The organism is Allochromatium palmeri (genome assembly GCF_009720725.1).
GTDB lineage: Bacteria > Pseudomonadota > Gammaproteobacteria > Chromatiales > Chromatiaceae > Thermochromatium > Thermochromatium palmeri.
This window is the reverse complement of sequence record NZ_WNKT01000055.1, coordinates 1-23,652: the sequence shown is the minus strand read 5'-3', so window position 1 is coordinate 23,652 and position 23,652 is coordinate 1. Positions and strand designations below refer to the sequence as shown.

Here is a 23,652-nt window from a genome sequence, read left to right as displayed (position 1 = left end):
GAGGGCGAGCCAACGGCGACTCAGTTCATGTGGACAGCGTATCACAAAAATTACGCATCTCTGACTGGACGTGGTTTAATTGGTCGCTTCCAGCCGGAGAGACTGACCTGACGCGCACGCGAAAGCGTGAGCTGTTCGGCGGGCGCATCGCATGTGACGACCGAGCCGGCACCGATGGTAGCGCCTGCCCCGACCTCGACTGGTGCCACGAGTGCGGTGTTGGAGCCGATGAAGGCGCCATCGCCGATCCGGGTCTTGAACTTGTTCACGCCGTCATAGTTGCAGGTGATGGTGCCGGCGCCGACATTGACCCCGGCTCCAACCTCAGCATCCCCCAGATAAGTCAGATGATTGACCTTGCTGCCGCGTCCGACCTGCGTCTTCTTGATCTCGACGAAGTTGCCGACGTGGGTGTCGTCGGCCAGCCGTGCCTCGGGGCGCAGCCGGGCAAAGGGACCAATACGCGCGTTCGCGCCGACCTCGGCTGATTCGATGACACAGTTGGCCTGGATCTGGGTATCCGGGCCGATGACGCAGTCCTTGAGCACGCAGTTGGGACCGACGCAGACGCCCGAGGCCAGACGCACCTCACCCTCGATGATGACATTGACGTCGATGAAGACATCCGGCTCGGCGTCGAGCCGTCCACGCAGATCGAAGCGCATTGGATCGGCGAGCGTGACACCGGCGCGCATCAGCGACTCGGCCTGCTGGCGCTGATGGATCCGCTCCAGCTCGGCCAACTGGACGCGATCATTCACCCCGGCGACCTCGTGGAGCGCTGACGGTTGCGTGGTAGCGATCGACACACCCTCGCTTGCCGCCAGTGCGATGACATCGGTCAGATAGTATTCGCCCTGGGCGTTGTCATCGTCGATCCGGTCGAGCCAGGACTCCAGCCGTGCGTGATCGGCGACCAGGAAGCCGGTATTGATCTCGCGAATCGCGCGCTCGTCGGGCGTGGCGTCTTTATCCTCGACGATGCGGACCACCTGGCCCTCAGCATCGCGCAGAATGCGACCATAGCCGCTTGGATCATCCAACTCAGCGGTGAGCACGGCCAAGGGGGTTGCACTGGCCAGCGCGACCAATCGCTCCAGAGTCTCCGGCGTGATCAGCGGCACATCGCCATAGAGCACCAGCACGCGATCCATGTCGGTCAGCGTCGGCATGGCCTGGATGACGGCATGCCCCGTCCCGCGCTGCTCGGCCTGCTCGACCCACACACAGTCCTCGTCGGCCAGTGTCGCGCGCACCTGCTCGCCGCCATGCCCGTGGACCACGACGATGCGTGCCGGATCGAGCGCCCGCGCCGCCGCCAGCACATGCGCCAGCAGCGGACGTCCCGCGAGTGGATGCAACACCTTGGGCCGACGCGAGCGCATCCGCTTACCCTGCCCTGCCGCCAGGATCACGACACCTGTTTTCATCGCTTAGACTCCATAAAAGAAAACGCCCCCGTCATTACTGATCGGGGGCGTCTGTTCAGACCGAATAACGGCGGTGCAACCCGCTGAACCGATCAGCCACGCTTCATCTTGCGCAGCTTCTCGATCGCCCGCAGTTGCGCCACGGCCTCGGCCAGCTCGGCCTGGGCCTTGGCATACTCGAACTCAGCCTTCTGACCGGAGAGCGCATCCTCGGCGCGACGCTTGGCTTCCAGCGCCGCGGCCTCATCGAGATCGCGTGCGCGGATGGCGGTATCGGCCAGCACCGTCACCTTGTGCGGCTGGACTTCGAGCATGCCGCCGGAGACATAGAAATGCTCCTGCTCACCGTGCTCGTTCTCCACCCGCACGTCACCCGGACGCAGACGGCTGATGAAGGCGGTGTGCCGTGGCGCGATACCGACTTCACCCATTTCGGCCGTGGCATAGACCATGGCCGCCTGACCCGAGTGGATGGCGCCTTCGGCACTGACGATATCGACGTGGACTGTCATTGCCATGGGAGATCCCCCTTAGTTGGCCATCTTCTTGGCCTTCTCGACCGCTTCCTCGATGCCGCCGACCATGTAGAACGCCTGCTCGGGCAGGTGATCGTACTCGCCGTTGACGATGGCCTTGAAGTCCTTGATGGTGTCCTTGACCGACACGAACTTACCGGGCGCACCGGTGAAGACTTCGGCGACGAAGAACGGCTGCGACAGGAAGCGCTGGATCTTACGCGCCCGGTTGACGGTGAGCTTGTCTTCTTCCGACAGCTCATCCATGCCCAGGATCGCGATGATGTCCTTGAGCTCCTTGTAGCGCTGGAGCGTGCCCTGCACGGCGCGCGCGGTCTCGTAATGCTCGGCACCGACGACGTTGGGGTCGAGGATACGGCTGGTGGAGTCGAGCGGATCCACGGCGGGGTAGATGCCCAGCTCGGCGATCTGACGCGACAGCACCAGGGTGGCGTCCAAGTGCGCGAAGGTGGTGGCCGGCGAGGGGTCGGTCAAGTCGTCGGCGGGCACGTAAACGGCCTGGAACGAGGTGATCGAGCCGGTGCGGGTCGAGGTGATGCGCTCCTGCAGCGCGCCCATCTCAGAGGCCAGGGTCGGCTGATAACCCACGGCGGAGGGCATGCGGCCTAGCAGCGCCGACACCTCGGTACCGGCCAGGGTGTAACGGTAGATGTTGTCGATGAACATCAGCACGTCACGGCCTTCGTCGCGGAAGTACTCGGCCATGGTCAGACCGGTCAGGGCCACGCGCAGACGGTTGCCCGGCGGCTCGTTCATCTGGCCGTAGACCAGGGCCACCTTGTCGAGAACGCCGCCTTCCTTCATCTCGTGATAGAAGTCGTTACCTTCACGAGTACGCTCGCCGACACCGGCGAACACCGAGAAGCCCGAGTGCTCGACGGCGATGTTACGGATCAGCTCCATCAGCGTCACGGTCTTGCCGACGCCGGCGCCGCCGAACAGACCGACCTTACCGCCCTTGGCGATCGGCATGATCAGGTCGATGACCTTGATGCCGGTCTCCAGGATCTCGGTGGACGCGGCCTGCTCTTCCAGCTTGGGTGCCTGACGGTGGATCGACCAGCGCGCTTCGCTCTGGACATCGCCCTGCTCGTCGATGGGGTTGCCCAGCACGTCCATGATGCGGCCCAGGGTCGCCTGGCCGACCGGCACCTGGATCGGTGCGCCCGTGGCGGTCACGTCGACACCACGCTGCAGACCGTCGGTCGAACCCATGGCGATGGTGCGCACCACGCCGTCGCCGAGCTGCTGCTGGACTTCCAGCGTCAGACCGGTCGACTCGATCTTGAGCGCGTCATACACCTTGGGCATCTCGCCGCGCGGGAACTGCACGTCCACGACCGCGCCGATGATTTCCACCACGTTACCGGAACTCATAGTCTTTTCCTCTTCTGCCTTGCGGCCACTAAGCGATTCTGTTTGGATCCTGTGCCCCGCCCGGAGCGAACCGTATCGAGCGCGCGGCCAGCCTGTCGTTTAGACGGCGGCGGCGCCGCTGACGATCTCGGAGATCTCCTGGGTGATGGCGGCCTGACGCGCCTTGTTGTAGACGAGCTGCAACTCGCCGATCAGGTTGCCGGCGTTGTCCGAGGCGGCCTTCATCGCGACCATGCGCGCGGCCTGCTCGCAGGCGCTGTTCTCGACCACCGACTGATAGACGAGCGACTCGATGTAGCGCGTCAGCAGGGCATCCAGGACCGTCTTGGCGTCCGGCTCATAGATGTAATCCCAGTGATAGGGCATGGCGTCGCGTTCGCCTGGGACGAGCGGCACCAGTTGGCGAATCACCGGACGCTGGGTCATGGTGTTGACGAACTCGTTGCCGACCACATAGATGGCGTCGATTTCGCCGGTCTCGAAGGCATCGAGCATGACCTTGACCGTGCCGACCAGATCCTCGACGTGCGGCTTGTCGCCCAGATGGGTTGCCTGCGCCTTGACCTCGCCGCCGAAGCGCTTGAAGAAGCCGAGCGCCTTGGTGCCGATGGTGCAGAATACCGGCTCGACCCCAGCCGCACGCTGCTCCTTGATCTCGGCGATCAGCCGACGGAACAGGTTGCTGTTGAGACCGCCGCACAGCCCGCGATCGGACGAAACGACGATATAACCAACGCGCTTGCGCGGACGCTCCATCGCCATGAACGAGTGTCGATACTCGGGCGTGGCGTTGGCCAGATGACTGATGACCTGGAGCATCTTCTCCGCGTAGGGACGGGAGGCGGCCATGCGGTCCTGGGCCTTGCGCATTTTGGAGGCCGCGACCATCTGCATGGCCTTGGTGATCTTCTGCGTGCTCTTGATGCTCGCGATCTTGGTGCGGATTTCTTTGGCGCCTGCCATTCTTTAGCTCCCAGCCTCCAGCTACCAGCCACCAGCGCGTGCGGCCAGGGCGGCGGAGGTTCGATACTTGTCAAAACGCACCGCGCCAGCCGACCGGCCCCGAAGGGCTGGACGGCTGGTCGCTGGCGGCTGTTTACCAGGTGTTGTTGGCCTTGAAGTCCTTGATCGCGGTGTGCATGGCCTGGGCGATGTCGTCGTTGAAATCACCGGTCGAGTCAATCTTGGCCAGCAGATCCGCGCGGGCGGACTTCATATAGCTCTGGAGCGCACGCTCGAAGTCGACGACCTTCTTGACGTCGACGTCGTCGAGGTAGCCTTCGTTGGCGGCAAACAGCGAGATGGCCATCTGACCGACGCTCATCGGCGAGTACTGGAACTGCTTCATGAGTTCCGTGACACGCTCGCCGCGCTGGAGCTGCTTGCGGGTCGCTTCATCCAGGTCGGAGGCGAACTGCGAGAAGGCCGCCAGCTCACGATACTGGGCGAGCGCCAGACGGATACCGCCGCCGAGCTTCTTGATGATCTTGGTCTGAGCCGCACCACCGACACGCGATACCGACAGACCGGCGTTGATGGCCGGACGGATACCTGCGTTGAAGAGGTCGGTCTCCAGGAAGATCTGACCGTCGGTGATCGAGATCACGTTGGTCGGAACGAAGGCGGATACGTCGCCGGCCTGGGTCTCGATGATCGGCAGAGCGGTCAGCGAGCCGGTCTGGCCCTTGACCGCGCCGTCGGTCATCTTCTCGACATAGTCAGCGTTGACGCGCGCGGCGCGCTCCAGCAGACGCGAGTGCAGATAGAAGACGTCACCCGGATAGGCTTCGCGGCCCGGCGGACGGCGCAGCAGCAGCGACACCTGGCGATAGGCCCAGGCCTGCTTGGTCAGGTCGTCATAGACGATGAGCGCGTCTTCGCCCTTGTCGCGGAAGTACTCGCCCATGGTGCAGCCGGCGTAGGGCGCCAGGAACTGCATGGCGGCCGAATCAGCGGCGGGCGCGGCGACGATGATGGTGTGATCCATGGCGCCGTGCTCTTCGAGCTTGCGCACGATGGCGGCAATCGAGGAGTTCTTCTGGCCGACGGCGACGTAGATACACTTAACGCCGGTGTCTTTCTGGTTGATGATCGCGTCGATGGCCACCGCCGTCTTACCGGTCTGGCGGTCGCCGATGATCAGCTCACGCTGACCGCGACCGACCGGAACCATGGCGTCGATGGCCTTGAGGCCAGTCTGCACCGGCTGATCGACCGACTTACGCTCGATGACGCCTGGCGCGACCTTTTCGATCGGCGAGGTGCCGGCCGCTTCGATCGGACCCTTGCCGTCGAGCGGGTTACCCAGGGCATCGACAACGCGACCGAGCAGACCTGGACCGACGGGCACTTCCAGGACGCGTCCTGTGCAACGGACCCAGTCGCCCTCGGACAGATGGGTGTAATCGCCCAGAACGACCGCGCCCACCGAGTCACGCTCCAGGTTCAGCGCCAATCCGTAGGTGTTTCCCGGGAATTCGAGCATCTCATAATACTGAGCGTCGGACAGCCCGTGGATGCGCACGATGCCGTCAGTCACACTGACCACGGTGCCCTCGGTGCGGGCCTCGGTCTGAAGCTCGAATTTCTCGATCTTCTGCTTGATGAGATCGCTGATCTCGGATGGATTCAGTTGCATGGCGGTGTCCAGTTCAGAATTGCAAAGCGTGGGCCAGTTGCTTGAGCTTGCCGCGCACGGAGTCGTCGATGACGAGGTCGTCGGCGCGGACTTCGATCCCGCCGAGCAGGGTGTCGTCGATCTCGAAGGTCAGATCGACCTGCGCACCCAGACGCTTCGCGAGCGAGTCGGCGAGTGCCGCACGCTGATCGTCCTCGACCGCGAACGCGCTGCGCACCAGGACGTGACGCACGCCTTGATCGGCGACGCGACGCTCCTCGAAGAGGCGCGCGATCTCGGGGATGGCCACGAGACGCGCGTTGTCCGCGAGCAGACGCACCAGATTGGCCGGACCCGTCGCAAGCGCGCTGCCACAGACCTCAAGCAGCATGTCGCAGACCCGCTCATGCGGCACGGTCGGATTGCCGATTTGCGCGGCCATCTGCGGATCCGAGGCGACAGTTGCCAACAAGGTCAGCGCCTCGGACCAGGCGTCGATTTGCCCGGTCTCTTTAGCGTGCTCGAAGGCGGCCTCGGCATAAGGGCGCGCGATGGTGGTGAGTTCTCCGGCCATGGTGTTCCCTTAGAGCTGCTTGGCGAAATCGTCGACGAGCGAGCGATGGGCCGCGACGTCGATCTCTTTCTGGAGGATCTTCTCGGCGGCGGCGATGGCCAGCGTGGCGACCTTCTCGCGCAGCTCTTCGCGTGCACGATTGGTCTCGCGCTCGATCTCCGCCTGCGCGGCGGCGACCAGTCGCTCGCCCTCGGTGCGCGCGTCGGTCTTGGCCTCCTCGACGATGTCGAGTGCGCGCTTCTGCGCCTGGTTGACGATCTCGGCCGCGTTGGTCTTGGCCTCCTTCATCAGCTCCAGTGCGCGCTGCTCGCCGAGCGCCTTCTCCTGGTGACCACGCTCCGCGGCGGCGAGACCCTCGGCGATCTTGGCCTTGCGCTCCGCCAACGCCTTCACGATCGGCGGCCAGATATACTTCATGCAGAACCCGACGAACACCGCGAAGGTGATCATCTGGGCGAACAGGGTCAGATTGATGTTCATAGCGTTGCCTCGTGCCTTTGCCTCGGACCTAGTCAGGGTGACAGGCGAGTGTCCTCGACCCGGCCGGAGCCGGATGCATGTTTAGGCAGCGAACATCAGGTACAGACCCATGGCGATCGCGATGACCGGCAGGGCGTCGACCAGACCCATGACAATGAAGAACTGGGTGCGCAGCATCGGGATCAGTTCCGGCTGACGTGCGGCGCCTTCCAGGAAGCGACCGCCCAGGACGCCGATGCCCACGCCGGCGCCGACCGCGCCCAGACCGAGCATGAGGCCCGCGCCGATGAACTTGATGGCCATTGCGAATGCTTGTGCGACTTCGAGCTCCATGAGATCCCCCAGGGGTTGAATGAACAGTGAATGAAAAGACGAACGGTTGGTTTACGGCAAAACAGTCGCCGGGCGTCGCACGGCTTCAGCCGCGACGCCCGGTTTTGCGATCAGTGATGTTCCTGATGCGCCATATCCAGATAGACGATGGTCAGCACCATGAAAATGAAGGCTTGCAGCGTGATGATCAGGATATGGAACACCGCCCAGACGAATTGCAACACACCAGCGGTTCCATCCAGCAGCATCCCGCCACCATAGAGCAGCGCAATCAGGATGAAGATCATCTCGCCGGCGTACATGTTGCCGAAGAGTCGCAGAGCGAGCGAGACCGGCTTGGACAGCAGGCTGATGCCTTCCAGGATCAGGTTCGCCGGCAGGCCCCACTTGCCGAAGGGTTGCAGAGTCAGCTCACCAAGGAAGCCACCGACACCCTTCATCTTGATGCTGTAGTAAAGCACCAGCAGGAAGACCGTCAGCGCCATGCCGAAGGTAGCGTTCGGGTCGGTGGTCGGCACGACCTTCAGATAGACGTGATGCGGATCGGCGCCGAAGATGGCGAGCAGCTGGGCGAACAGATGCGGGATCAAATCGACCGGCACCAGGTCCATGAGGTTCATCAGGAACACCCAGGCGAAAATGGTCAGGGCCAGGGGGGCGACCATGTCGTTCTTGTGACTGAAGGAGCCGCGCACGTTCTCTTCGACGAAGTCGACGATCCATTCGACGAAGTTCTGCGCGCCATTGGGTACGCCGGCCGTGATACGTTCGGCGACACCTTTGAAAAACCAGAGAAACAGCGATCCGAGCAGGATCGAGAAAAACATCGTGTCGACATTGATGGCCCAGAAGCCCATCTCAGCCGCTTCGGCACTGTTATGCGCGAAGCCCAGCCCATGCTCCGGATGCCAACCGAGCGTCAGGTTGGTGAGATGGTGCTGGATGTATTCTTGGGAGGTCAGGGTTTCAGAAGAAGCCATCGATCATCTCTCGCTACTGGGTTCGGCTGCCCGTTTGAGCGGCAATCAGGGTTGGAATCACCTGGACCAGAAAATAGGCGCCAAGCAAGGCCGGTATATTCAATTCGTCATAGACCGCGAATGCAGTCCCGAAGAGCACGAGAATCACAGCAATTTTCGCGACTTCGGCGCTGTAAAAACGCAAAACTAACCTCTCCGGTGACTGGGCGCGATAGGCGCGAAAGACCCAGACCACCAGTAAGGCGTTAGCCAGCCAGCAAGTTCCGGCCCCGATCAGGACTGAAATCGCAACTGGACTGCCGAACGGCAGGGCGATGATTGTCAGGATCAAGCCGAAGATCGACTGAATTTTCAGGATCTGTCGGGCTTGAAGCGCGTTCGGCTGTTGCATTGAATCGACGTGAGTGGAGTGGGTTCGGCACTCACAAGCCCACAATTATAATTATTCGTGAATAGAGGGTCAACGCCTGTGAACGCTATTCGTGCAAGAACGGGGAATCAGCCTGTCATTGAATGCGCGCCAGGATGCCGTCCAACTCGTCCAGGGTGTTGTACGCGATCACCAGTTTGCCCGCACCGCGCTGCCCATGCTGGATCTTTACCTGGGCGCCGAGGCGATCGATCAGATCGTTCTGGAGCCGGCGGATATCGGGGTCTTCGGCGGGCGTCGACGTCGCGGCTGCATCCGTTGGCTCATCGGCCTGCTGGAGCCGGCGCACCAGACGCTCGGTCTCGCGCACGGACAGACCAGCCGCCACGACCTGACGCGCTGTCTGACTCTGGACGTCGCCCTTGAGTCCGAGTAAGGCCCGTGCATGCCCCATCTCCAGCCGCGACTGGCTGACCAGTTCCTTGACGTCCGCGTTCAGTTCCAAAAGACGCAGCAGATTGCTCACCGTGGCGCGTGACTTACCGACGGCCTCGGCGACTTCCTGATGGGTCAGCTCGAACTCGGACACCAGCCGCCCGAGCGCACCGGCCTCTTCCAGCGGATTGAGATCGGCGCGCTGGATGTTCTCGATCAGGGCGATGGCCAGTGCGGTGCGCTCGTCGACGTCGCGCACAACGACCGGGATCTCGTCCAGTCCAGCCTGTTGCGAAGCGCGCCAGCGCCGTTCGCCGGCGATGATCTCGTAGCGCGCCCCGTTCACGCCCGGCTCAGCGAGCGGACGTACCACGATCGGCTGGATCACGCCCTGGGCGCGGATGGAATCGGCCAGCTCGTGCAGGGCCTCGGGGTCGAACTCACGTCGCGGCTGATAGCGGCCGCGCTGGATGTGTTCCAGCGGCAGACGGCGGATCGTTTCGACTGAATGTGCACTAGCTCCAGGGGTCGTCGCCGCTGTGGCGTCGTCAGTCGGAGTAGCTGAGTCGAGTCGCGGTGCCGGCGTGCGTGCGGCGCCCAGCAGGGCGTCGAGTCCGCGTCCGAGTCCCTTCTTGCGCGGCGTGCTCTTCTGTTCGCTCGTGTCCATGCGTATTAGGGATCGATTAGACCGGGATCAGGCCGCTTCGGCCTGGCGGCGTTTTTCGTGACGGCGCAGCACTTCGCTGGCAAGCGCCAGATAGGCGAGCGCGCCGCGCGATTGCGGGTCATAGACCAGTGCCGACTGACCGTGGCTGGGCGCTTCGGCCACGCGGACGTTGCGCGGGATGATGGTGCGGTAGACCTGATCCTTGAAATGCGTGACGAGCTGAGTCGAGACCTGATTGGCCAGATTATTGCGCGGATCGTGCATGGTGCGCAGGATGCCTTCGATGCGCAGACCCTGGTTGCGGCTCTCGCGCACCTGCTCGATGGTGTCGAGCAGCGAGGACAACCCTTCGAGCGCGTAATACTCGCACTGGATCGGGATCAGCACACCGTGCGCCGCGACCAGGGCGTTGAGCGTGAGCATGTTGAGCGAGGGCGGGCAGTCGATGATGATCAGCTCATAAGCGCCAGCGGCCGTGGCCAGCACCCGGCCCAGACGTTGCTCGCGGTCGGGTGAGTCGAGCAGGCCGATTTCGGCGGCGGTCAGATCGGCGTTGGACGGCAGCAGATCGAACCCAGGTGCAGGCTCGGTGACACGCTGGAGACAGTCGGCGATGGGGACGTCGGTCAGGAGCAGATCGCAGGTCGTATGCTCGACCTGATGCTTGTCGACCCCGCAGCCCATGGTCGCGTTGCCCTGCGGATCGAGATCGATCAGGAGCACGCGGCGGCGCATAAACGCCAGCGCAGCGGCCAGATTGACCGCGGTGGTGGTCTTGCCGACCCCGCCCTTCTGGTTGGCGATCGCGATGATGTTGACCATGGTCGACTCAATCACTCCGGAGTTCGATCAGATGACGTGGCGCATCGAGAAAGGGGATCGTCAGACGATGGACGCTGGGGGCTAGCGCCGCCCAAGCTATGTCGTCAGATGCCTCGTCCGCGCGTCCTTTCATGAGCAGCAGCTGGCCCGGTCGATCGCAGAAATCGGCGGTCAGTACGGGCAACACAGATTCGGCGGCCACTGCGCGGCTGACTATGGTACTGAATTTTCGTCCCGGTCGGTACGTTTCGATGCGCGACTGCACCGGCTCGACGTTGGTCAGGCCCAGTTCGAGCACCGCCTGACGCACGAAGCGTACTTTCTTATTGTTGCTGTCGAGCAACCAGAAGCGGCGTTCAGGCGCGAGGATGGCCAGCGGTAATCCTGGCAGACCGGCGCCGGTGCCGACATCGAGCACCGTCTCGCCGAACAGAAAAGGCGCGATCGCCAGACTGTCGAGCAGATGCTTGGCGACCATCTCCAGCGGATCGCGCACGGCGGTTAGATTGTAGGCCTGGTTCCAGCGCGCGAGCAGGCCGAGGAAGGCAACGAGATGCGCCTGTTGCTCGGGCGTCGGCGTCAATCCGAGTGCTTCACAGCCTTGGGACAGCCGCTCTTCGATAGCCGACCAGTTGGTTGAGCCTGGAGAATGTACAGCCTGCTTCACGGAAGCTCCGTCGCATCGTTCACGTCATTGTCAATACAGGGCCGCCGCCTTGCGTGTCTGGGCCGCGACGACGCGGCGCAGATCCGGCGGGGCCATCACTTCCAGATTATCGCCCGCCCCCAGCAGCCAACGCAGCAACTGTCCGGTCGAGGGGACACTGGCCCAAACGCGGATCTCAAAATCCGAATCGTCCGGTTCATCCTCCCAACGCTGATTCGGTTCCAACGGACAGTCGGGAAGGATGCGCGCTAGGTAGCCACGGACGCGCAGTTCCAGTTCGATCCTCTGTCCCGCGCCGAAGTCAGCCCGACCGTCGGCGATGGCGGTGTCCAGGTCGAAGCCCTCGGCGGCGCGCGCCTCGACCTCCGGTAAAAGTTCGGCGTGCGTCATGCGATGCAGGGCATAGAGGCGCACGGGTTCTACTTCGTCGTCCTTGAGCGCAAATAGATACGGGATCGGACCGCGCTGCACCAGGGCCTGTGGGTGCAGGTCGGATTCACGACGATCGCCCGTGGGTTTGAGATAGCGCACCCGCAGCACGCGCTGCTGGATCAGCGCCTGGATCACCGCGCGCAGCACGCCAGCATAGAGTTCCACCGGTTGCAGACGCAGGGTATCGGGCAGGATGCGCAGACGCGACTCATCGAGCCGTGGACCATCGGAGGTGGTGAGCAGATGACGCCAGATCCGATCCAGCTGACGCCGTGACAGGGTAGCACCCGCCTGAGCGAGCACCTGTTTCCACAGCCAGTCCCAAACCGACGGATCGTCGTCAGGGTCGTCCATCAGGCGTCGATAGCGCAGCGGCTTGCTGTTCGGCTTGACGATCGCGATCCGACCATCACGCACCAATTCCTTTAGATCGCGCTGTAGGGCGCGCCGGGTGGCCGATTCGCTTGCACCTTCATAGATGTCGCCGATCCGGTCGAGCAGGCGGCCAACGTCCGGACAGCGCTCGGCGCGGCCCTCAACCGGCAGGCAGGCCACGAGTTTTTTGAGCCGCTCGATGCGGCTGAGATGGGCAGCGCTCATGGTGCCTCGCGTGCGACAGCGTTTGACGTCTGAATGTAATTTACTCAAGGCTAACGATCCTGGATCGATCCGGCAAGCACCTTCGTGTTGCGTCCCGTGTGATTGTCTGGATCAACGATCCCCCGCAGGCGAGCGTCTCGATGTACTGGTGACGCTGGTCGAAGCCTATGAGCAGCGCCATTTTCCGCTCGATCTGTCCGTCGAGTCGTCCGGAGCCTTAGCCGCTCAGGGCGGCGCGAGTGGTTGGCGCTGACAGGTCGTATGCGACAGGGTCTGACGTTGGGGTGTGCTTTACTGGTGGCTGATGCTCCTGAACCGATTCGTCCGACGGCACCAGACACGGCGGGGCCACCCCTGGAATCCTGGGTAGTCCTGTTGTCCTTCGCGGTTCAGGCGTGCTGTTTCAGGCTCAATCCACTGAGGACGGACCATGTCAGACTCCAATCCGCGCGATCTCATCCGGCAGGACATCGACGACAGTCGCCGCGATGGTCTCAGTCTCGCTACCGCAATCGTGATCCGGGCGGAAGACTCCTGGATCGGGGTCGGGATGGAGTACGAGGCGATCCGGGCGCGGCATGGCCGGATGCATGAAGGCTGGACGCCGACGTCGCAGCGGCTGTTGCACAGGGACGAGAACGGACGGTCTTACGATCAGGTGAACATCGTGCTGAGCGACGGGCGGGAGTTGTCGTATTTCTTTGATATCACGGATTTCTATGGTCGAGAGGTGTCGATGTCCGACGACATCAGGGCGATTCTGGAGGAGGACGCTGAGCCGGGCAGTCGGAGCCTGGGTGATGAAGATGCGTGCTTTGAGACGGCGGTGGTCATCCGGGCCGATACGATCTGGAGCAGTCTGTGTGAGGAGTACGAGTATCTGAGTCGCCTGCATCCGCTCAAGCATCGTCAACACTGGAAAGACTGGACGGTGCGGATAGAGGACTGCCTGTGCAGAAACGGTCGGTATTACGACCGGATCGCGGTCGTCTCGGCGTCCGGAGCGTCGCAAACCTATTGCTTCGATGTGACCAACGGCTACGAAGACGGTCTGCACACGGTTGACATCAAGCAAGGGCTGATGGAAACGATCCGGAATCCGTCGTCCTATTTCCAGGTCAAGCTCGACATGGCCGCGACGGCGCGTTTGATGCGCTACCCCGAGGCCAAGGTCATGTGGGCCGAGGTCGTGGCGCTGGCCCATCAGTATTTCGAGCGCAAGAAGGCCCGAGCGGTGTTGGCGGAGGCGCTGGTGCAGGAGCGGGCGTTTTTGCGCGAGTGGAACGATTCCGATTAGGACGTCATGTACCTCACGGCTAAAGCCGGGGGCTTCTCGCGCCAATTTGGCGAGGCTGCCTGCTCAGTTTCATAACGCCTAAAGCGCCTCGTCGAGCCGATCCCCCGCCTCGGTCGGAACATCGGGACTGGCCGCGAGGCTAGGTCACCGCGCGCCTGACGTTCGCGGAAATACGCTTCGGTCTTGCGTGCCGAGACCTTCTCGGCAATCGCAGTGACAAAAAACTGGTTCATCGAAACCCCTTCTTCTTCGGCCACCTGACGGGCGTAGGCGAACAAGGATTCGGGCAGTCTGAGGGCATAGTTGGCCATTAGAGCGACTCCTTTACGACAGGGTCTGACGTCTGTCTGTGATTTACTGAAGGCTCAAGACCCGAGCCGATTCAGCCGACCGCCTTGCCCGAAAACCGGACAAACCGGGTTCAATCACTGAACGCGGCCCGGTCGCCCGCGGCCGTGCTCGCGCGTCACCCGCTCCACGCTCTTTAACAATCCGGATTCATACCGCGCGCCCACCCCACGGACGGGGCGGACACGCATCTGTGTTTTCCATCTCCACACGTATCCCCGGAGGTTTCCGCGATGAAACAGCGTCCCAACCCTCTCTCCTCGCGCGAACTGCTCGCGCGCATCGGACTGAACGAAGACGACCCGCGCTCCCTGCTCGACGATGACGAACCCCTGGAGGATCTCAACGGCGATCTCGGTGCCGTGCTGCGCGAGCGCTACCGGCTCCTGACTACGGCGCATCGCTTCGCCCCCGGCGATCTCGTGACCTGGAAGCCGGGGCTCAAGAACAGGCGCCACCCGCACTACGGCCAACCCGCCGTGGTAATCGAGGTTCTCGACACGCCGATTCTCGATGGCGAGAGCGAAGCGGGCAGCGCCTATTTCCGTGAGCCGCTCGACCTAGTGCTCGGCCTGATCTGGGACTCAGATCCCGGACGCGGCGAGCTGATCAGCTTTCATTACGACAGCCGCCGGTTTCAACCCTGGCAGGAGCAACAATGAACCCGACCACCCGACCCCATCGCACCCTGTGGCGCCGTGATTTCAGCGCCGTGCCCGCCACCGAGCGCCGGTTGGCGCATCTGGCGCTGAACTGGCTGCGCGTCGAGCCGCATCTGACCGAGCATCTGGCCGAGCCTGATAACCTCTCCGCCCTCTGGCAACTGATCCGCCCGCTGCTCGAACCCGAAGCGGCCGCACGCTGGCTGGCGATGCAGGTAGCCGACTCAAAACGGAACGAGGCACCAGAGCCGGACTGGCAGCACGCGCTAGAGGATGCGCTCAGCGACGCCGAGTATACGGACTATACATTTGACATCGATCCGACCCGCAAAGTGGATGGGCGGGAGGCGCTGAAGCAGTTCTTCAAAACCCTGCCGAGCTGGGTGTATCAACGCCTCGCCGAACTCGACACCGAGCCGGCCCTGTCGCCGACGCTGCTCCTGCTCGGGGAGGCGCTGGAACTGGAGGCCGCGAGTCTGCGCGTGCTCGATTTCCTGGAGATGCGCGAGCAGTCCGAACCCCTGCGCAGCCTGCTCGGGCGTTCGCGACGTCATGGATTGCGGCTCAATCTGGAGCGCCTGGCCCGGCTGCTGGGTCTGGAGCTGAACCTGATCCGCCACACCCTGGCCCGCCGCGCCCCGTTGCGTGCCTTGGGACTGCTCGAACGCGAGCGCCATTCGACCGACCTGGAAGACTTCCTCTCGCCCAGCCCGCTGTTGCGCGAGGTGCTGGAGGCCGCGCCCACCGATGTCGAGGCGCTGCTCGCTCTGCTGATCGAACCGGCGCCGCCCGGTCAGTGGCGGGTGACGGACTTCCCGCATCTGGCTGAGGCCGCCGAGCGCACGCGCACCGTGCTGACCCAAGCGGCAGCCACGGGCACAGCGGGCGTCAATGCGCTGTTCTACGGCCCGCCCGGCACCGGCAAGACCGAACTGGCGCGCGCGCTGGCCTCCGCCGCCGGTCTGCGCGCCTATCAGGTGCGTAGCAGCGACGAGGACGAGGATGGACTCGACCGCGAGGGACGGCTGTCGGCCTATCTGGTCGCTCAGCGGCTGTTGGCGCGCCGACGCGATGCGGTGCTGATCTTCGATGAGGTCGAGGATGCCTTCGAGGCGGGCGACAGCCTGTTGTCGCTGCTGCGCGGCGAGTCGGTCACAGGGCATCAGAAGGGCTGGATGAACCGCATCCTGGAAGAGAACCCGGTCCCGGCGATCTGGATCAGCAACCGCACTTCGGGGATGGATGCGGCCTTTCTGCGCCGCTTCCTGCTGCCGCTGGCCTTCACCCTGCCGCCGCGCTCGGTGCGCCGACAGATGGCCGAGCGCCATCTGGGGGATCTGGGGCTGAGTCCGGATCTGCTCGACGAGCTGGCGGCGGATACGGCACTGGCCCCGGCGCAACTCGGGGCGGCGCGGCGGCTGCTGGATCTGCAACCGGAGTCGGCCCCTGAGCCGACGGTACGCGCCGGGATCGCGGCGCTGCGGCAACTGCTGCATGGCGCGCCCGCACCCCGTCGGCGCACGGCGGCCACGCGCTTCGATGTCGCCTATCTCAACCTGGGCGGTAGCCTCAATCCGAGCGCGCTGGTGCGGGCGCTGGAGCGTCAGGGGCATGGACGACTCTGCTTCTATGGTCCGCCCGGCACCGGCAAGACCGCCTTCGCCGAGGTGCTGGCCGAAGCGCTCGACCGCGAACTGGTCGCCCGTCAGGCCTCCGATCTGCTCTCGCCCTATATCGGCGAGACCGAGCACAACCTGGCGCGACTGTTTCGCGAGATCGATCCCCGGCATACGGTGCTCCTGCTCGACGAGGTCGACAGCTTCCTGGCCGACCGGCGTCAGGCCCAGCGCAGTTGGGAGCGCACCCAGGTCAATGAGCTGTTGCAGCAGATGGAGCGCTTTCCGGGCATCTTCGTCGCCGCCACCAACCTGATGGCCGGACTCGACGGCGCGGCCCTGCGGCGCTTCGACTTCAAGCTGCACTTCCGGGCGCTGACCGGACCGCAACGGATCGCGCTCTTCGCCCGCGAGGCGCTGGGCGATGAACAGGCGCCGGTCCCGCCGGCTTATGTGCGCCATCTGGAAACCCTGCCAGGACTGACGCCGGGGGACTTCGCGACCGTCTGCCGTCAGCAAGCCCTGCTCGGCGAGACGCTCACGCCCGAGCAATTCCTCAAGCGCCTCATGGCCGAGTGGCGGCTCAAGGGTGAGGAGGCGCGGATGGCCTGAGTTCGGATCTGTGGCATTGAAACACGCAAACCACGGATGGTTTGCAACGCCTCTCACGGGACGCGAACCCTAACCGCTCAGTTGCGAACAACACTCTGACTGGCCGCTCATAGGCGCGGCCAGGCGTCAGTACCAAACACCGCGAACGATGAATCCAGGCTTGCACGAGTCCCAATAAGGGACTAGCGTAGCACTCATGCGTATCATCGCCCTGTCCACGCTGAAATCTTTCTGGGAGGCAACGCCGGCTTTCCAGGAGGTCAAGGAACCGGCTCTGGCCTGGTATCGCCTGACCTGTCGGGCGGATTGGGCCGCGTCGGCCAATGTCAAGGCCGATTTTCGCAACGCCAGCATCCTCAAGGACGGTCGTGTCGTCTTCAATCTCGGCGGCAACAAATACCGGCTGATCGTCTGGATCAACTATCCCTATCGGGTCGTCTATATCCGCTTCATCGGCACTCATGCGCAGTACGATGCGATCGACGCCCAAACCATCTGAATGCCCGAGATCCGAGGTCATCATGGACATCCAACCCATCAAGACCGAGTCCGACTATCAAGCCGCCCTGCGAGAGATCGAGTGTCTGATGACGGCTGAGTTCGATACGCCCGAAGGCGAGCGTCTCGATGTGCTGGTGACGCTGGTCGAAGCCTATGAGCAGCGTCATTTTCCGCTCGATTTGCCCGATGCCGTGGAAGCGATCCGCTTTCACATGGAACAGAAGGGACTGGCGGCCAAGGATCTGGAACCGATGATCGGACGCTCCAATCGTGTCTACGAAGTGCTCAACCGCAAGCGCCCACTGACGCTCAAAATGATCTGGCGACTGCATCGCGATCTCGGGATTCCGGCGGAAAGCCTGATCCGGCCGTCGAGCCGTCCGGAGGTTTAGTCGCTCCAGTCCACACGCGCGGACAGCGCGTGCACCCCCTTCTCCGACTCCAGGACAGGAACCGCCGATGACGCCCGCCCACGCGCTCGTGTTGAGCTTGGCCAAACGCTGGCTGAGCGATGTGCTGCCCCCCGCGATCAAACAGGAACTGGCCGCTGACTTCTCCATGGCTGAAGACGTCCTGGCCACGGACCCCGCCGCCTCGGCCTGGCTGGAGAACACCCGGCTCCAGCAACACTGGGAGGAGATCCTCGAAGATCCGCCCGCCGATTCCGCCCTGGCCGATGCCCTGCGCCAGGCGCTGTTCGAGGGCCGTCAGGTCGAGGTCGACTATCGCAAGCAGGGCGCGACCCAGCGGGCGCGGCTGCATCCCTTCGGCTGGACCCAACGCAATGGCGTGCAGTATCTGGCCTGTACCTTCTGGAATTTTGGCAACCCGCGCTGGCTGGCCGTGCATCGGGTGCAGGCGGTGACGCCCCTCGATGCACCCGCACGCCCGCCGCTCACCCCGGAACAACGGGCGGCATTTCTCGACCGCTCACCGGTTCCGGCGACCGCCGCGCACGGAGCCGTGATCGCACTGGACGTCGAATTCCAGTCCGCGCTCTATGAAGCCATTCGTGAGCGCCCGCCGCGCGGCACCCAGCAGATCGATGCGCCTGCCGACGGCTGGTTTCGCCTGCGGGCCGAGGTGCCGGATACGCTTGGGCTGCGCTGGTGGCTGCTCGGGTTCAACGCCCAGGTGCGGATCCTGCAACCGGAGTCGCTCAAACGCGAATTACAGGGGCTGCTGTTCGACCGGCTGACCGGTCTGGTCAACCGTCACGAATGCGAGCGCGTCCTGCAGCGGCGTCTGGCCGAGACCCGGCGCACCCATCAGCCGCTGTCGCTGGTGCTGCTGGATCTCGATCACTTCAAACAGGTCAACGACGGTTTTGGGCACGACTTCGGTGATCGGGCGCTGAAGCATGTCGCCCAATGCCTGGGCCGGACCTGTCGTGCGATGGATCTGGCGGTGCGCTATGGCGGCGAGGAGTTCCTGGTTCTACTTCCCAACACGAGCGGCGCAGACGCTGTCGTGATCGCTGAGCGCCTGCGCGGCACGCTGGAGCGAACACCCCTGACGCTGACGCCGGAGGCCATCGAGCACAACGCCCAGCTCGGCTCGGACAGGCCGAGCGAGGTGCGCCTGAAACGGGAAGGCGATGTGCTTTACCTGACGGCCAGTCTGGGCGTGGCGAGTGAGACGGGACAGTCGGATGGTGCGCTCGATGAGCTGGCTAAACAGGTGCTCGATCGCGTCGACGCGGCTCTGTATCGGGCCAAGCATGCCGGGCGCAATCGCGTTTGCGTCGATCCGGCTTGAGCGCCCGCGCCGGCGCTCCTCCGCGTTCCCTTCTCTCCAGGTTTGAGCCGCGCAGGGCGGCGCAAATGGTCGGCGCTGAAAATTGAGTGCGACATAGTCTGACATTAGGGTGTGCTTTACTGGTGGCTGATGCTCCTGAACCGATCCGGCTGACGGCACCAGGCACGGCAGGTCCAACCCTTGTAATCCTGGGTGGTGCTGGTGTCCTGCACGGTTCAGGCGTGCTGTTTCAGGCTCAACCCACTGAGGACGGACCATGTCAGACTCCAATCCGCGCGATCTCATCCAGCCACGGACCCCACAGACCAATGGGATGATCGAGCGCTTCAACGGGCGGATTTCAGAGGTCTTAACCACCACCCGCTTCGACTCCGCCGAGTCTTTGGCCCAGACCATCAAGCGCTATGTTCAAGTCTATAATCAACACATTCCGCAGAAAGCCCTCGGCCACATCGCCCCGATTCAGGCGCTCAAGGACTGGCACGAGAAACGCCCTGAACGCTTCAAAAAACGCGTCTACAATCTCCGGGGACTTGACATTCATCAATCCACCCAGCCAGAGTCCATTGCTGCATGCCCAAGAACTTCGTCCGTCGCACATATGACGCCTGGATCCACACGCACGCCAGACGATTCCGCTATCCGCCCTGGATCGCAGAATCCCGCAAGCATGGCTTTACACTCCGTTTCCAAGGGTTGGCGCCGCAGTTGACCTTTCAAGTCCACCAGCGGCGTTCGTGGGGACCGGCCGAACTCATGATTCATGATGAAAAAGGCGTTTTCTGGGACATCATCGGCGACTTTGACCTGTCCGAAGTGCGCACAGCCGATGGTCGCTATCGGTGCGAGTGGTGCCAGGGCGGTGCCGACTACCCCTCGCGTGCCGCGCTGTGGGAGGCGCATGTCTTCGAGCCGCTGCTCGACTGGGTCAATCAGCGCACGGCGGATCAATGGGTGTGTCTGTATGGCACTCCTGCACAGGACGTCTGGGGCGCCCGCCTCCTCAGCTTCGACGCAATGTCAGACAAAAACCATGTCAAGGCTTTTCCGCTCGTCACGCCCGTTGACGACAGATTTTTTGAATGTTTTCGCGGAGACACCGATGAACCCCAGCCGAATAATTTACACGACACTCCGGCTCTCATCCCCGTGCCAGAAGAGCTGCATCATCATAAAATTGAGGTCATCTTTTGGCCGCTCGACATGGAGCCAAAACCGCCATTGTCAGCGCCAACGACAGATTGGCGGCGCCGCTCGCCACCCGCTGCATTGGCCGGAAAAGTACGCGAATTGGGCGATGTCATGAACAGCGCACCTGCTTCCGACTGGCGCATTGACCCTTGATCGTTTTGGACACGCACATCTGGCATTGGTGGACCAATCAGATCGCCGGAAAACTCACCAGTGCGCAGATTGCTTTGATCGAGGAGGCCGACGAGATGGCCGTCTCGGCGATCTCCTGTTTCGAGATGCCTTGGCTGCATCGACACGGACGCATCGATCTTGGGATGTCGTTCGAGGCGTGGCTGGCTGCGGTAGATCGCTCTCAAGCTCAGGCACTGACGTGCATGGTCAAGTGGCCGCCCGACACCCAACGGGTTACACTCAACCCATGATCAAGTCGTTCGCGCACAAAGGGCCGGAGCGGTTCTTTCTGACCGGGAGTCAAGCTGGCATTCAAGCCCGCCACGCCAAGCGGCTGCGGCTCGCCTTAGCGCTGCTCGATCAGGCGCGACGGATCGATGACATCGATGCGCCGGGCTTGCGTCTGCATCCGCTCAAAGGCGACCGCGCCGGTTTTTGGGCCGTCACGATCCAAGCCAACTGGCGCGTCATCTTCCGCTTCGAGGACGGCGACGCGCACATCGTCGATTACCTGGATTATCACTGAGCGAACCCGCCCATGCCCATGCACCAACCGCCCCATCCTGGAGAACTGCTGCGAGAACTGTGGCTCAAACCGCTCGGCCTGACCATCAAGGACACCGCCGACGCGCTCAAGGTCTCGCGCAAGGCACTGTCCGAACTTGTCAACGGCCAAACCGGATTGAGTCCCGAGATGGCCGTGCGCCTGGAGCTGGCATTCGGCAAGAGCGCCGAGAGCTGGCTGGCTCATCAGGCCGCCTATGACCTGTGGCAACTGGAGAGCAAAAAAGCGGCCTTGGGCATACAGCGGCTGGCGGCCTAAGCCATGACCAAACGCATCGCCAAACTCAGCCTCCTCGTCATCGCTGCCATCGCCATCGGCGTCCTCTGGCAACGCTCCCAACTCGCCGCCCTCGCCCTGACCCGTATCGACCCGCTTCCCGAGACCCGCGAACTGGTCGCGCAGGAGCGCTATGCCGAGGCAGCGAACTATCTGGCCTTCTTCATGGACTATCCCTACGTCCAGACCAACCCGGACGCCCAAGCCCTCCAACGCGAAATCGAAGCGGTGCGTGACAGCCTCGGCTATCAGGCCAACAAACTGCGCGAAGGACTGCTCTCCGGCACCAGCGACGAGACCATCGGTCAGGCCGCCGGCGTCGCCACCGACTTCTTCGTCATCGGCGATCTGCGCGATCTCGCCAAGCAGGGCCTCAACTGGGCTCAGGGCGAGGAAACCGACGCGGTGATCGCCGCCCTGGCCGCCATCGGCGTCTTGGCCAGCGCCGCCCAAGTCGCCGGCGCAGCGGCAACCGTCGGCACCGCCGGAGCCGCTGCCCCCAGCGTGGCCGCCGCGACCGCCGTCAAGGGCGGCACCGTCGTGCTCAAGGCCGCGCGCAAACTCGGCAAACTCCCGCCCTGGCTGGGCAAGACGCTGATCAAGGAAGCCAAGGTCGTCAAGGACACGCGCAAGCTCGACTCGGTCGCCGGTCTGTTCGGCGACACCTACACCCTGGCCAAGACGCCCGGCGGCCTGACGCTCCTGAGCCAGACCCAGGATGCCGCCTCGCTCAAGCGGATGGCCGGCTTCGCCGAGACCTTCGGCCGGCACAGCGCGACCCTGTACCGGATCGGCGGCGAGACGGTTCTGAAGACCGCGCACCGCGCCGAAGAACTGGGCCAGGACACGATCAAATTGGCCGCGACCTATGGCCGACAGGGCCTGCACCTGCTCGACCAAGTCGGTGCAATCCGATTCGTCAAATACTCCGCGCGCGCCTCGAAGATTGCCTACAAGGGCGACCTGATCCGCCTGATCGCCCGCCTGTTGATGCAGATTCCGACCTGGCTGCTCTCGGTGCTGGCCGGACTTGGGATCGCGGTGTGGATTCCGTGGCGCTGGTTGATGACCAACACGTCAAGTCGTTCAATCAGCGCGCAACCGACCCTCTGCGCACTGCTGATCCTGCTCCCGCTGAGCACACTGGCCGACTCAGCCCTGAGCCCGTCGCCGATCCTGAAACACGGCGCCTGTCCCAGCGGCTACCGCCCAAGCAGCGCCTATTGCGTCCCAGGCTCGAAGGCGCGCCCGGCCATCGACAAGCTCGGCACCTGCCCGAGCGGCTACACGCCCAGCGGCGCCTATTGTCTGGCCGGCTCCCAGGCGCGTGCAGCCATCGCCAAGATCGGCAGTAGCTGTCCGTCCGGCTGGTCGCCGAGCGGAGCCTACTGTCTGCGCCGACGCTGAGGACAACACGCATGACCACAACCGAACCAATCATCACCCCGCGCGTCATTGCCTCACCGTCGAGCTGGATCGAGGGCGAGGCCAACCGCGCCCTGATCGCCGCGCGGCTACTCGACGCGCTGGGCACGGTTCAGTGGATCGGCGCCAGTCCTTATCGACCGCATCACAAGCGCCGGAACTGGTTCGTCAGCATCGCCGCCTTCACCGAACCGGACACGCCGACCTGGAACGAACGCGAGCTGAACATCGAGACCCTGCGTGCGAGCGGTCCCGGCGGGCAGCATGTCAACCGCACCGAGAGCGCGGTGCGCATCATCCATCGTCCGACCGGGTTGAGCGTGCTCGCCCAGGAAGAACGCTCGCAGCACCTCAACCGCCGACTGGCACTGGCACGGCTCGCCGCGCTGCTGGCCGAACACGCCGAGCAGCAATCCCGCGCCGCCGAGGACCAGCGTTGGCGCCAGCACACCCAGCTCGAACGCGGCAATGCGGTTCGGGTTTATCGTGGTGCCGCTTGGGCACGGGATATCTGACTATCGAGCCACGGCGGCCTGAACGCTTGGCACTGCCCTATCTGTCGAAATCCATCAATTCCAACACACCGTGACGAATCCCCAGTCGGTGATCTTTTCATCTCGCGTGACCAGCGGAGCATTCATCACCAGACTACTGGCAACGATCAAGCGATCAGCCGGATCACCGTGAAAGTCACCGTGAAGACGGGTCGAGAGTGCCGCGATTCCAGGAGTCAATGGGATGATCCGGACCTTGGGAAACGCTGATCAAATACCGTTTACTATTCGTTAACACTGAAAGTGCCCTTTTTCACAAACATTTTGTTTTCAGTGGCTACGTCATGAGTGTTTCGCGCTCCATTCAATGGCCCGTGCGGCCCATTTCGGCCACATGTAGATCGTCATATCAC

The 23,652-nt window shown here is 63.4% G+C and carries 28 protein-coding genes and 1 pseudogene; 13 read left to right on the top strand and 16 right to left on the bottom strand.

The genetic code is table 11. From position 1 onward, the window contains the following. Positions 1–50: 50 nt before the first annotated feature. The 14 genes from glmU to GJ668_RS17395 form a co-directional block, all read right to left on the bottom strand. Positions 51–1,430, bottom strand: a complete 1,380-nt coding sequence (glmU, locus tag GJ668_RS17460; RefSeq protein ID WP_155451403.1) for a bifunctional UDP-N-acetylglucosamine diphosphorylase/glucosamine-1-phosphate N-acetyltransferase GlmU — start codon at positions 1,428–1,430, stop codon at positions 51–53. 92 nt (positions 1,431–1,522) lie between these two features. Next, positions 1,523–1,948: a F0F1 ATP synthase subunit epsilon gene (locus GJ668_RS17455; RefSeq protein ID WP_155451402.1), complete on the bottom strand. Its 426-nt coding sequence runs from the start codon at positions 1,946–1,948 to the stop codon at positions 1,523–1,525. 12 nt (positions 1,949–1,960) lie between these two features. Then, positions 1,961–3,343: a F0F1 ATP synthase subunit beta gene (gene atpD, locus GJ668_RS17450; protein ID WP_155451401.1), complete on the bottom strand. Its 1,383-nt coding sequence runs from the start codon at positions 3,341–3,343 to the stop codon at positions 1,961–1,963. Positions 3,344–3,442: 99 nt separating this feature from the next. Further along, positions 3,443–4,306, bottom strand: coding sequence for a F0F1 ATP synthase subunit gamma (gene atpG, locus GJ668_RS17445; RefSeq protein ID WP_155451400.1), 864 nt, complete (start codon positions 4,304–4,306; stop codon positions 3,443–3,445). 133 nt (positions 4,307–4,439) lie between these two features. Next, a complete protein-coding gene (atpA, locus tag GJ668_RS17440; RefSeq protein WP_155451399.1) occupies positions 4,440–5,981 on the bottom strand; it encodes a F0F1 ATP synthase subunit alpha in 1,542 nt (513 codons plus the stop codon). A gap of 13 nt (positions 5,982–5,994) precedes the next feature. Next, positions 5,995–6,534: a F0F1 ATP synthase subunit delta gene (locus GJ668_RS17435; RefSeq protein WP_155451398.1), complete on the bottom strand. Its 540-nt coding sequence runs from the start codon at positions 6,532–6,534 to the stop codon at positions 5,995–5,997. A 9-nt stretch (positions 6,535–6,543) separates the two neighbouring features. Further along, a complete protein-coding gene (locus tag GJ668_RS17430) occupies positions 6,544–7,014 on the bottom strand; it encodes a F0F1 ATP synthase subunit B (RefSeq protein WP_155451397.1) in 471 nt (156 codons plus the stop codon). An 81-nt stretch (positions 7,015–7,095) separates the two neighbouring features. Further along, entirely contained in the window at positions 7,096–7,347 is a 252-nt protein-coding gene (gene atpE, locus GJ668_RS17425) for a F0F1 ATP synthase subunit C (protein ID WP_012969289.1), read from the bottom strand. 110 nt (positions 7,348–7,457) lie between these two features. Further along, positions 7,458–8,327, bottom strand: coding sequence for a F0F1 ATP synthase subunit A (atpB, locus tag GJ668_RS17420; RefSeq protein ID WP_155451396.1), 870 nt, complete (start codon positions 8,325–8,327; stop codon positions 7,458–7,460). A gap of 13 nt (positions 8,328–8,340) precedes the next feature. Then, entirely contained in the window at positions 8,341–8,718 is a 378-nt protein-coding gene (locus tag GJ668_RS17415; protein ID WP_155451395.1) for an ATP synthase subunit I, read from the bottom strand. A gap of 115 nt (positions 8,719–8,833) precedes the next feature. Continuing rightward, positions 8,834–9,799 (bottom strand): ParB/RepB/Spo0J family partition protein, encoded by a 966-nt coding sequence (locus tag GJ668_RS17410; RefSeq protein ID WP_155451394.1) that lies wholly within the window; start codon positions 9,797–9,799, stop codon positions 8,834–8,836. 27 nt (positions 9,800–9,826) lie between these two features. Beyond that, positions 9,827–10,621 carry a ParA family protein gene (locus GJ668_RS17405; RefSeq protein WP_155451393.1) on the bottom strand — a complete coding sequence of 265 codons (795 nt, stop codon included), beginning with the start codon at positions 10,619–10,621 and terminating at the stop codon, positions 9,827–9,829. Positions 10,622–10,628: 7 nt separating this feature from the next. Then, on the bottom strand, positions 10,629–11,288 hold the full coding sequence (gene rsmG, locus GJ668_RS17400; protein WP_186343177.1) for a 16S rRNA (guanine(527)-N(7))-methyltransferase RsmG: 660 nt from the start codon (positions 11,286–11,288) through the stop codon (positions 10,629–10,631). A 30-nt stretch (positions 11,289–11,318) separates the two neighbouring features. Further along, positions 11,319–12,320 carry a helix-turn-helix transcriptional regulator gene (locus tag GJ668_RS17395; RefSeq protein ID WP_155451392.1) on the bottom strand — a complete coding sequence of 334 codons (1,002 nt, stop codon included), beginning with the start codon at positions 12,318–12,320 and terminating at the stop codon, positions 11,319–11,321. 430 nt (positions 12,321–12,750) lie between these two features. Between GJ668_RS17395 and GJ668_RS17385 the strand changes: the two genes are divergently transcribed. Further along, positions 12,751–13,617: a hypothetical protein gene (locus GJ668_RS17385; protein WP_155451391.1), complete on the top strand. Its 867-nt coding sequence runs from the start codon at positions 12,751–12,753 to the stop codon at positions 13,615–13,617. Here GJ668_RS17385 and GJ668_RS17380 read toward each other — a convergent pair. Next, entirely contained in the window at positions 13,614–13,928 is a 315-nt protein-coding gene (locus GJ668_RS17380; RefSeq protein WP_222930809.1) for a hypothetical protein, read from the bottom strand. The genes GJ668_RS17385 and GJ668_RS17380 overlap by 4 nt on opposite strands. 270 nt (positions 13,929–14,198) lie before the next feature. Between GJ668_RS17380 and GJ668_RS17375 the strand changes: the two genes are divergently transcribed. From GJ668_RS17375 to prfH, 12 genes and pseudogenes are all read left to right on the top strand, one after another. Beyond that, entirely contained in the window at positions 14,199–14,627 is a 429-nt protein-coding gene (locus GJ668_RS17375) for a hypothetical protein (RefSeq protein ID WP_155451390.1), read from the top strand. Beyond that, complete coding sequence (locus tag GJ668_RS17370; protein ID WP_155451389.1) at positions 14,624–16,855, top strand: AAA family ATPase; 2,232 nt, start codon at positions 14,624–14,626, stop codon at positions 16,853–16,855. Before GJ668_RS17375 ends, GJ668_RS17370 begins: the two co-directional genes overlap by 4 nt. A 196-nt stretch (positions 16,856–17,051) precedes the next feature. Beyond that, on the top strand, positions 17,052–17,354 hold the full coding sequence (locus tag GJ668_RS17365) for a type II toxin-antitoxin system HigB family toxin (protein ID WP_155451388.1): 303 nt from the start codon (positions 17,052–17,054) through the stop codon (positions 17,352–17,354). Positions 17,355–17,376: 22 nt separating this feature from the next. Continuing rightward, the gene (locus GJ668_RS17360; protein ID WP_155451387.1) at positions 17,377–17,748 is read left to right on the top strand and encodes a helix-turn-helix domain-containing protein; all 372 of its coding nucleotides are present in this window, start codon (positions 17,377–17,379) and stop codon (positions 17,746–17,748) included. A 67-nt stretch (positions 17,749–17,815) separates the two neighbouring features. Next, positions 17,816–19,114, top strand: coding sequence for a diguanylate cyclase (locus tag GJ668_RS17355; RefSeq protein ID WP_155451386.1), 1,299 nt, complete (start codon positions 17,816–17,818; stop codon positions 19,112–19,114). 280 nt (positions 19,115–19,394) lie between these two features. After that, positions 19,395–19,655, top strand: a pseudogene (locus tag GJ668_RS21305) (integrase core domain-containing protein); the annotation flags it as partial. A gap of 215 nt (positions 19,656–19,870) precedes the next feature. After that, on the top strand, positions 19,871–20,458 hold the full coding sequence (locus GJ668_RS17345; protein WP_155451385.1) for a hypothetical protein: 588 nt from the start codon (positions 19,871–19,873) through the stop codon (positions 20,456–20,458). Next, entirely contained in the window at positions 20,455–20,730 is a 276-nt protein-coding gene (locus GJ668_RS17340) for a PIN domain-containing protein (RefSeq protein WP_186343176.1), read from the top strand. The genes GJ668_RS17345 and GJ668_RS17340 overlap by 4 nt, the downstream gene beginning before the upstream one ends. Continuing rightward, positions 20,727–21,005, top strand: coding sequence for a type II toxin-antitoxin system RelE/ParE family toxin (locus GJ668_RS17335; RefSeq protein WP_155451384.1), 279 nt, complete (start codon positions 20,727–20,729; stop codon positions 21,003–21,005). The genes GJ668_RS17340 and GJ668_RS17335 overlap by 4 nt, the downstream gene beginning before the upstream one ends. Positions 21,006–21,017: 12 nt before the next feature. Beyond that, entirely contained in the window at positions 21,018–21,302 is a 285-nt protein-coding gene (locus GJ668_RS17330) for a HigA family addiction module antitoxin (RefSeq protein ID WP_155451383.1), read from the top strand. A 3-nt stretch (positions 21,303–21,305) separates the two neighbouring features. Further along, positions 21,306–22,727: a hypothetical protein gene (locus tag GJ668_RS20710; RefSeq protein ID WP_246194968.1), complete on the top strand. Its 1,422-nt coding sequence runs from the start codon at positions 21,306–21,308 to the stop codon at positions 22,725–22,727. An 11-nt stretch (positions 22,728–22,738) separates the two neighbouring features. Continuing rightward, on the top strand, positions 22,739–23,260 hold the full coding sequence (gene prfH, locus GJ668_RS17320; RefSeq protein ID WP_155451382.1) for a peptide chain release factor H: 522 nt from the start codon (positions 22,739–22,741) through the stop codon (positions 23,258–23,260). 54 nt (positions 23,261–23,314) lie between these two features. Here the strand turns inward: prfH and GJ668_RS21300 are convergent, their stop codons facing one another. Continuing rightward, entirely contained in the window at positions 23,315–23,485 is a 171-nt protein-coding gene (locus GJ668_RS21300; protein WP_425482507.1) for a PIN domain-containing protein, read from the bottom strand. Positions 23,486–23,652 lie beyond the last annotated feature (167 nt).

Bases quoted from the DNA above. Each gene is read 5' to 3' on its own strand.
- glmU (WP_155451403.1), bottom strand. From the start codon at position 1,430: ATGAAAACAGGTGTCGTGATCCTGGCGGCAGGGCAGGGTAAGCGGATG.
- GJ668_RS17455 (WP_155451402.1), bottom strand. From the start codon at position 1,948: ATGGCAATGACAGTCCACGTCGATATCGTCAGTGCCGAAGGCGCCATC.
- atpD (WP_155451401.1), bottom strand. From the start codon at position 3,343: ATGAGTTCCGGTAACGTGGTGGAAATCATCGGCGCGGTCGTGGACGTG.
- atpG (WP_155451400.1), bottom strand. From the start codon at position 4,306: ATGGCAGGCGCCAAAGAAATCCGCACCAAGATCGCGAGCATCAAGAGC.
- atpA (WP_155451399.1), bottom strand. From the start codon at position 5,981: ATGCAACTGAATCCATCCGAGATCAGCGATCTCATCAAGCAGAAGATC.
- GJ668_RS17435 (WP_155451398.1), bottom strand. From the start codon at position 6,534: ATGGCCGGAGAACTCACCACCATCGCGCGCCCTTATGCCGAGGCCGCC.
- GJ668_RS17430 (WP_155451397.1), bottom strand. From the start codon at position 7,014: ATGAACATCAATCTGACCCTGTTCGCCCAGATGATCACCTTCGCGGTG.
- atpE (WP_012969289.1), bottom strand. From the start codon at position 7,347: ATGGAGCTCGAAGTCGCACAAGCATTCGCAATGGCCATCAAGTTCATC.
- atpB (WP_155451396.1), bottom strand. From the start codon at position 8,327: ATGGCTTCTTCTGAAACCCTGACCTCCCAAGAATACATCCAGCACCAT.
- GJ668_RS17415 (WP_155451395.1), bottom strand. From the start codon at position 8,718: ATGCAACAGCCGAACGCGCTTCAAGCCCGACAGATCCTGAAAATTCAG.
- GJ668_RS17410 (WP_155451394.1), bottom strand. From the start codon at position 9,799: ATGGACACGAGCGAACAGAAGAGCACGCCGCGCAAGAAGGGACTCGGA.
- GJ668_RS17405 (WP_155451393.1), bottom strand. From the start codon at position 10,621: ATGGTCAACATCATCGCGATCGCCAACCAGAAGGGCGGGGTCGGCAAG.
- GJ668_RS17395 (WP_155451392.1), bottom strand. From the start codon at position 12,320: ATGAGCGCTGCCCATCTCAGCCGCATCGAGCGGCTCAAAAAACTCGTG.
- GJ668_RS17385 (WP_155451391.1), top strand. From the start codon at position 12,751: ATGTCAGACTCCAATCCGCGCGATCTCATCCGGCAGGACATCGACGAC.
- GJ668_RS17380 (WP_222930809.1), bottom strand. From the start codon at position 13,928: ATGGCCAACTATGCCCTCAGACTGCCCGAATCCTTGTTCGCCTACGCC.
- GJ668_RS17375 (WP_155451390.1), top strand. From the start codon at position 14,199: ATGAAACAGCGTCCCAACCCTCTCTCCTCGCGCGAACTGCTCGCGCGC.
- GJ668_RS17370 (WP_155451389.1), top strand. From the start codon at position 14,624: ATGAACCCGACCACCCGACCCCATCGCACCCTGTGGCGCCGTGATTTC.
- GJ668_RS17365 (WP_155451388.1), top strand. From the start codon at position 17,052: ATGCGTATCATCGCCCTGTCCACGCTGAAATCTTTCTGGGAGGCAACG.
- GJ668_RS17360 (WP_155451387.1), top strand. From the start codon at position 17,377: ATGGACATCCAACCCATCAAGACCGAGTCCGACTATCAAGCCGCCCTG.
- GJ668_RS17355 (WP_155451386.1), top strand. From the start codon at position 17,816: ATGACGCCCGCCCACGCGCTCGTGTTGAGCTTGGCCAAACGCTGGCTG.
- GJ668_RS17345 (WP_155451385.1), top strand. From the start codon at position 19,871: ATGATTCATGATGAAAAAGGCGTTTTCTGGGACATCATCGGCGACTTT.
- GJ668_RS17335 (WP_155451384.1), top strand. From the start codon at position 20,727: ATGATCAAGTCGTTCGCGCACAAAGGGCCGGAGCGGTTCTTTCTGACC.
- GJ668_RS17330 (WP_155451383.1), top strand. From the start codon at position 21,018: ATGCCCATGCACCAACCGCCCCATCCTGGAGAACTGCTGCGAGAACTG.
- GJ668_RS20710 (WP_246194968.1), top strand. From the start codon at position 21,306: ATGACCAAACGCATCGCCAAACTCAGCCTCCTCGTCATCGCTGCCATC.
- prfH (WP_155451382.1), top strand. From the start codon at position 22,739: ATGACCACAACCGAACCAATCATCACCCCGCGCGTCATTGCCTCACCG.